7 protein-coding genes are annotated in these 7,329 nt (G+C 58.9%); all 7 read right to left on the reverse strand.

From position 1 onward, the window contains the following. Positions 1-1,097: flagellar biosynthesis protein FlhF (gene flhF / locus Q8K05_RS02525; protein ID WP_305244967.1), on the reverse strand; the 1,097-nt coding region annotated here is incomplete at its 3' end. Continuing rightward, positions 1,094-3,184 carry a flagellar biosynthesis protein FlhA gene (flhA, locus tag Q8K05_RS02530; protein ID WP_305244968.1) on the reverse strand — a complete coding sequence of 697 codons (2,091 nt, stop codon included), beginning with the start codon at positions 3,182-3,184 and terminating at the stop codon, positions 1,094-1,096. The genes flhA and flhF, both read right to left, overlap by 4 nt. Beyond that, on the reverse strand, positions 3,181-4,323 hold the full coding sequence (gene flhB, locus Q8K05_RS02535; protein WP_305244969.1) for a flagellar biosynthesis protein FlhB: 1,143 nt from the start codon (positions 4,321-4,323) through the stop codon (positions 3,181-3,183). Before flhB ends, flhA begins: the two co-directional genes overlap by 4 nt. 128 nt (positions 4,324-4,451) lie before the next feature. Further along, complete coding sequence (gene cheZ / locus Q8K05_RS02540) at positions 4,452-5,093, reverse strand: protein phosphatase CheZ (protein ID WP_305244970.1); 642 nt, start codon at positions 5,091-5,093, stop codon at positions 4,452-4,454. 1 nt (position 5,094) lies between these two features. Further along, entirely contained in the window at positions 5,095-5,493 is a 399-nt protein-coding gene (gene cheY / locus Q8K05_RS02545; protein WP_305244971.1) for a chemotaxis response regulator CheY, read from the reverse strand. A gap of 81 nt (positions 5,494-5,574) precedes the next feature. Then, positions 5,575-6,660 carry a chemotaxis response regulator protein-glutamate methylesterase gene (locus Q8K05_RS02550; RefSeq protein WP_305244972.1) on the reverse strand — a complete coding sequence of 362 codons (1,086 nt, stop codon included), beginning with the start codon at positions 6,658-6,660 and terminating at the stop codon, positions 5,575-5,577. After that, the gene (gene cheD, locus Q8K05_RS02555; protein WP_305244973.1) at positions 6,657-7,316 is read right to left on the reverse strand and encodes a chemoreceptor glutamine deamidase CheD; all 660 of its coding nucleotides are present in this window, start codon (positions 7,314-7,316) and stop codon (positions 6,657-6,659) included. Before cheD ends, Q8K05_RS02550 begins: the two co-directional genes overlap by 4 nt. Positions 7,317-7,329 lie beyond the last annotated feature (13 nt).

The raw sequence follows: 7,329 nt of genomic DNA on the forward strand, positions 1-7,329 counted from the left end.
TGGCCGCTGGAGATGTAGTAAATGGGCAACTGGTGGCGAATGACAGTGTCAATCAGCGCCCCCGGATGCGTGGCTTCATCGACTTTGGTCAGGATGCAGCCTGCCAGGTCGCTGCCCTTGCCGGCTTGAGCGCCGTGGCGGTAAGCTTGCACCACTTCATTGAGCGTGTCGCCATGGCTGGAAGCGTTGAGCAGCAGCAGACGTTTGACCGGGCGGCTGGAGCCGCACAGCATGGATATCTGTTCAGAGACAGCGCGGTCGCGCTGGCTCATGCCCACCGTGTCAATCAACACCATATGCTTGTCGCGCAGGTCTGCCAGCACCAGTTCCAGATCGCCCGCGTCTTTGACGGCATGCACGGATACACCCAGGATCTGGCCATAGATCCGCAACTGCTCATAGGCGCCGATCCGGTAACTGTCGGTGGTGACCAGTGCCAGTTTTTCAGGCCCGAAGCGCATGACACAACGCGCCGCCAGTTTTGCCGTGGTGGTGGTCTTGCCAACGCCGGTCGGCCCCATCAACGCATAGACGCCGCCCTCCTTCATCAGGGCATCTTCATCCTCAAGCATGGGCATCTGGCGCGCCATGGCCGCCTTGACGTAATCCAGGCCCCCGGCATAGTTCTGACCGGTGGGCAACTCGGCCAGAAGGTCTTTGGCCAGGCGCGCACTGAAGCCAGCCCCCAGCAACGTCCGCAGCAGCTGGCCGCGCAGCGGATCGCGCCTTTGCGCCTCGTTCCACGCCAGCCCCGCCAATTGCTCTTCTATCATGCCGCGCATCGAATGGATTTCGCGCAGCACGCTATCGCCGCCGCTATCACCATCGCTGGTAGTTTTGGACTCAAGCGATGGACTGGACGTTGGCGCAAGCGCGCTGCGAAGCTCGCCGGGAAGCGGCAACTGAAGCGCCGATGTCGGCATGCCAGCGACGGGCTCTTCCAGAGTAGCCACGATTTCCACGCCCTCGGCAGTCACGGTACTCGATAAAACGATGGCATCCCCCCCCAATTTCTCCCGTAGGAGGCGCAGGGCCTGGCGACTGGACGGCGCTACAACCTTGCAGGTCGCCGCACCGGATTCCGTAGAGGTATTCAAGCCTTGCCTCCAATAGTGGCGGTTACTTTGATGGTGCGCGTGTCAGGAATCTCCGCGTGAGACAGGACCTTGAGCTGCGGCAGGCTGCGGCGCAAAAAGCGGGCCAACAATACACGCAAGGGCTGTTGAACGACCAACACGGACGGCAGCCCCAATTGCGCCTGACGGGCCATTGCCGACTGGGCCTCCCGCAGCAGGCTGTCGGCCAGACCGGGCTCCAGGCCGCTGCTGTTGGTCAGCGCCTGCAGCAACACGCGGTCAAGAGAACTGTCTAGTCCTATGACATGCAACTCCTCATTACCCGGGAAAATATCCTGAATGATCGCGCGCCCGAGCGCCAGGCGGATCAACGATGTCAGTTCTGTGGCATCCGTCACAGTGGGCGCATGCTCGGCAAGCGCATCAAGGATAGTGCGCATGTCCCGAATCGAAACGCCCTCATCGAGAAGGTTTTGCAGCACCTTCTGCACGGTCGTGAGCGATATGGCCTTGGGCACCAGGTCCTGGACCAGCATGGGGGACTCCTTGCCGATGCGGTCCAGTAACTGCTGCACTTCCTGACGCCCCAGCAACTCGGCCGAATGCGCGTGAATGAGGTGGTTCAAATGGGTCGCTATTACGGTGCTGGCGTCAACGACTGTGTACCCATATATCTGGGCCTGTTCGCGCAAGCTACCATCGATCCAGATGGCTGGCAGACCGAATGCCGGATCCTTGGTCTGCGTGCCGGGTAGCGTCGCGCTCACCTGCCCCGGATTGATGGCCATCCACTGGCCGGGTGTCGCTTCGCCACGGCCAATCTCGACGCCTTTGAGTTTGACAACGTAGGCGTTCGGCTTGATTTCGAGGTTGTCGCGGATATGGACCACAGGAACCAGAAAACCGATGTCTTGCGCAAACTTTTTGCGAATGCTCTTGATGCGCCCCAGCAACTCGCCGTTTTGCGCCCTGTCCACCAGAGAGATCAAGCGATAGCCGACTTCAAGTCCCAGCGGATCCACCAAAGCAACATCGTCCCAGCTGGCCTCCTGATGCTCCGTCGCGGCAGGTGCGGGAGTAGGCGTTGCGGCAGTGTCTGCAGTACTGCTTGCCGTGCGCTGCATCACGCGCCGCCCAAGCCAGATCAGGCTGCCCGCAATGATCAGAAAGGCAAGGTTCGGCATTCCCGGAATCAATCCCATCATGCCGATGACGCCGGCGGTCAGAAACAGCACCTGCGGATTGGCAAACAGCTGCCCGGTGAGCTGCCCCCCGACGTCCTCATCGGTGGTGACGCGCGACACGATCACGCCGGCTGCCGTTGAAATCACCAAGGCCGGGATCTGCGCGACCAGGCCATCGCCAATGGCAAGCAGGGTGTAGGTCGTGGCCGCATCCGAGAAACTCATGTCGTGCTGGGCCACGCCGACGACCAGGCCACCAATGATGTTGATCACCAGAATGAGCAGGCCCGCGACGGCGTCGCCGCGCACGAATTTGCTGGCGCCATCCATGGAGCCGTAGAAGTCGGCCTCCTGCGCTACTTCGGCACGGCGTTTGCGCGCAGCATCTTCGCCAATCAGACCGGCATTCAGGTCTGCATCGATCGCCATTTGCTTGCCCGGCATCGCGTCAAGCGTGAAGCGCGCGCCAACTTCGGCAATACGGCCCGCCCCCTTGGTGATGACCATGAAGTTGATCACCACCAGGATGATGAAGACCATGACACCAACGGCAAAGTTGCCGCCCACCAGAAAATGGCCGAAAGCCTCGATCACTTTACCGGCAGCATCCGGACCGGTGTGTCCTTCCATCAGCACGACGCGGGTCGAAGCGACGTTGAGCGAGAGCCGCAGCAGCGTCGTGAACAGCAGCACGGCAGGGAAGGCCGCAAAATCCAGCGCCTTCATGGTGTACATGCTGACCAGCAACACCATGATGGACAACGCAATATTGAACGTAAACAGCAGATCCAGCAAAAAAGGCGGCAGCGGCAAGATCATCATGCTGAGAATCAGAATGATCAAAATCGGGCCGACCAGCCCTTTGCCTTTGTTACCGGCCATCATCAGCTTGGGCAGCCGCATCAATGAATTCATCGCGGTCATGCCGTGCTTCCCAGGGGATCGAGTGTTTCAGGCACGGGCAAGTTCTTCGGCGAAGGCGGCACTGCGCCGCCTTCAGTGCTCTGACGGTGCAATTGATAAGCCCAGGCGAGCACTTCGGCCACGGCCGCATACAAGGCGACAGGGATCTCTGCGCCCAATTGGGTATGGCGGTACAAAGCGCGCGTCAAGGGCGGCGCCTCAAGAACCGGAATCTTGTGTTCTTCAGCGAGAGCGCGAATACGCAAGGCCACCAGATCTGTGCCTTTGGCGACTACGCGCGGTGCCCGCATTTCCTTGTCGCTGTACTTGAGAGCAACCGCAAAGTGGGTGGGGTTGGTCACAATAATGTCGGCCTTGGGCACTTCGGCCATCATGCGGCGCTTGGCCATTTGCTGTTGTTGCCGGCGGATCTGCGCCTTGACTTGCGGATCACCGTCACTTTCCTTCTGCTCCTGCCGCAAATCCTCGCGCGACATGCGCAGCTTGTGGTGGTGACTCCAGAGCTGATAGGGCACATCAATCGCGGCCACCAGCAACAAGGACCCGATGATGAGCGCGCAAGTGCTGGCCACCAAGCGCAAGGTGTGCGAGAGGGCCTCGTGCACCGGCTCGCTCATCAGCGCCATGATCGAGGCCAGATTGCCTGATATCACCCACCAGGCGACGCCGCCGACGAGCAGGGACTTGACGATGGTTTTGACCAGCTCAACGAGTGTTTCGGTCGAAAACATGCGGCTGATACCGGCTATCGGATTCATTTTTGAAAACTTCGGGGTGAGTGACTTGGCCGACAGCAGCCAGCCGCCGAGCAGCATGGGCGCGACCAGCGCCGCCACCAGCATCAAGGCAAGAAGCGGCATCAGCGCTCGCAGCGCTTGAAGCACGGCGCTTCCGGCTTGCACCATCATGTGTGAGGCATCGAATGCGGAGGCCCGTTCGAATTGCAGACCATTGCGCAACGCGCTGCCGAGATGTCCGGCCATCAGCTCTCCCGTGGACCACAGGCAGACCAGGCCTGTCGCCAGCATCACGAAAGTAACCAGTTCCCGGGACCGCGCGACCTGACCCTCCTCGCGCGCTTTTTCCAGTCGCCTGGGTGAGGCAGGTTCGGTTTTTTCGAGATCACTTTCTTCCGCCATCAATGCTCCGGAGCCTCAGACTTAAAACCGCCCGATTGCAGAGATTATTGAGGCAGCTGCGCCGCGCTAATCGGCCAAACAAGCCGGCGATAAACCTGCTTCTTGACCAATCAGGAGAGAGCGGTCGCTTAAAATCCGAGGCTGGCCAGCAAATCATCTACCTGGCCTTGATCGTCGACTGCGTCGGCGTTGCCCAGCTGGATTTGAGGCCCGTTGAGCAAGCCATTGCTCGCTTCCTGGCGCTTTTCAATCGGCGCGTTGTCGATGAGGAGCTGCAGCAGTTGCGTCTCCATGTCCTTGATCACATCCATCATCTTTTTGATGACCTGGCCGGTCAGATCCTGAAAATCCTGCGCCATCATGATTTCCATCAGCTGGGCATTGGTCGCACCGACCTGCTTGGGAACGGCAGATAAATACGAGCGGGTGTCCAGTACCAGTTCACGGGCATCCTTTAACTCCACAGGGCTGGAAAACCATACATCCCAGCGCTGGGTGAGCCCGTTGGCCTGCTTGGCCAAGCCATCCTGGATGGGTTGGGCAACATCGATCGCATTTAGCGCCCTCTCGGCCGCGCGCTCGGTCATTTGGGCCACATAACCCAGACGGTCACGTGCGTCGGGAATGGCTTCGGCTGCTTTGGCAATGCTTTTGTCCAGGCCCAACTCACGCATGCCCTCCCGCATTTGGCGCGTCAAATGGCCGATACGATTGACCAGTTGCTCTGCTGAATCGCCAACGACCTCGTTGGAAAGTGCCTCCTGCGCCATATCAAGCACCCTCTTTCGCGATTTTCTCGAATATCTTGGAGATCTTTTCTTCCAGCGTGACGGCCGTAAACGGCTTGACGACATAACCATTGGCACCCGCCTGGGCCGCCGCGATGATGTTTTCCTTTTTCGCTTCCGCCGTCACCATCAGGACCGGTAGTTTCGTCAGTGAAGGATCGGCGCGAATCGCCTGCAGCATGGCCAGGCCATCCATGTTTGGCATGTTCCAGTCGGACACCACGAAGCTGTAGTTACCGCCCTTGAGCTTTTCAAGACCGGCCGCACCATCCTCGGCCTCGTCAACATTGACAAATTCCAGCTCTTTAAGCAGATTGCGAATAATCCGGCGCATGGTCGGAAAATCGTCCACAACCAGAATCTTGATGTTTTTATCTACCACGTTCACTCCAATAATTTGACTATCAACACACGCCGTCCGCAGGACGCGTTCTCTTCACCCGACAAACTCTGCACCCCCTCCCTAAACCCGGTTGGCCAGCTGTCCAAAAGACCTCAGGTGTGCCAGCACGCGCTGACTCATCTCCTGTAGTGGAACAACTTCGTTCGCGCCACCAATGGCAATCGCTTCACGGGGCATGCCAAAAACAACGCAACTGGCTTCGTCCTGGGCCAGGGTATAGGCTCCAGCCTGCCGCATCCGGAGCAGCCCTTCGGCGCCATCACGCCCCATGCCGGTCAGAATTACGCCAATGGCATTTTTGCCAGCGTGCTTTGCGGCCGAATCAAACAGCACATCAACGGAGGGACGGTGCCGGTTGACCGGTGGTTCAAGGTCCACCTGCGCAACGTAATTTGCACCGCTGCGGGTCAGCGAAAGATGAAATCCGCCCGGTGCAATGTAGGCATGACCTGGCAGAATCCGCTCTCCATGCACGGCCTCTGAAACGGCGATACGGCACAAACCGTTGAGGCGCTGCGCAAAGGAATGGGTGAACCCGGCCGGCATGTGCTGTGCGATCAGGATACCCGGGCTGTCTGGCGGCAGTGGTTGCAATACCTCCCGGATTGCTTCGGTACCGCCGGTGGAGGCTCCGATGATGATGAGCTTCTCGGTGCTCAACAAAGGACTGCGCAGCAAGGGCGCATCTGCCTCCACAAGATGGCTGCTTCCCGGCACCACCCGCTTTGCGGGCAGCAGCTTTGCAGCAGCGGCAATGCGAATTTTTCCGGCAATCAGATCAGTATAGGAAAGCAGGCCATCACGTATACCGAGACGCGGCTTGGTGACAAAGTCAATCGCCCCAAGCTCCAGGGCGCGCAGCGCAGCTTCCGATCCGCGCTCGGTCAGCGAGGAAACCATCACCACCGGCATGGGCCGCAAGCGCATCAGTTTCTCAAGAAACTCCAGGCCATCCATGCGCGGCATTTCAACGTCCAGCGTCATCACATCGGGGTTGTGCTGCTTGACCAGATCCCGGGCAATCAGAGGATCGGATGCAGTTGCCACCACAATCATGTCGGGCTGGCTATTGATGATTTCGGTCATCAGACTGCGTATCAATGCCGAATCGTCGACACACAGAACCTTGATTTTTTTAACACTCATACAGCCGAGGTACTCCTGCTTTCAAATTTTTGCAGAGCGCCCTTATCAAAGGGGTCTACTTTGGTGCGGTCCCGCTGCGTCAACAGCACCTTGACCAGCTCCTGCTCGTCCCGTTGCACCAGCAATGAGTCGCCTTGCTGACGAAGCTTTCGAACGGTAACCCTGCCGGTCAATGGAAAGTAATTAATCCGCCGAGGCAGCTTGCCCCGCAAATCCTGAGCCGCCATGCGGACCCGCTCCACCTGAAGATATCGCAGCACAAAGTCAGCATTGCGTTCACCAATATTGAGCATCGTCATATTGGCCAGTACTGCACCACCACCAAATACCTTGGCTTCCAGGCGTTCACGCTTGGCACCGCCCTTGAACAATTCGTTAAGCAGCACCTCCATGGCATAGGTGCCGTATCGCATTGCTGCGGCTGCATCGCGAGAGGTCGGATCCGCTTCGTCAGGCAACATGAAATGGTTCATGCCACCAATACCGGCGGTGCTGTCACGCACGCAAGCTGACACACACGACCCCAAGACTGTCGTCAACACGATATCTTCAGAGGTGACGTAATATTCACCTGGCAGGAGCTTTACAGCCTGAACCCCGAACTCGCGATCGAAGTAATGGCGGGAAGCCCTCTGCTCCGGGTCTACGGAGATCATGCCGCCCCCTTCT

This window comes from Polaromonas sp. (genome assembly GCF_030682935.1).
Lineage (GTDB): Bacteria > Pseudomonadota > Gammaproteobacteria > Burkholderiales > Burkholderiaceae_C > Polaromonas.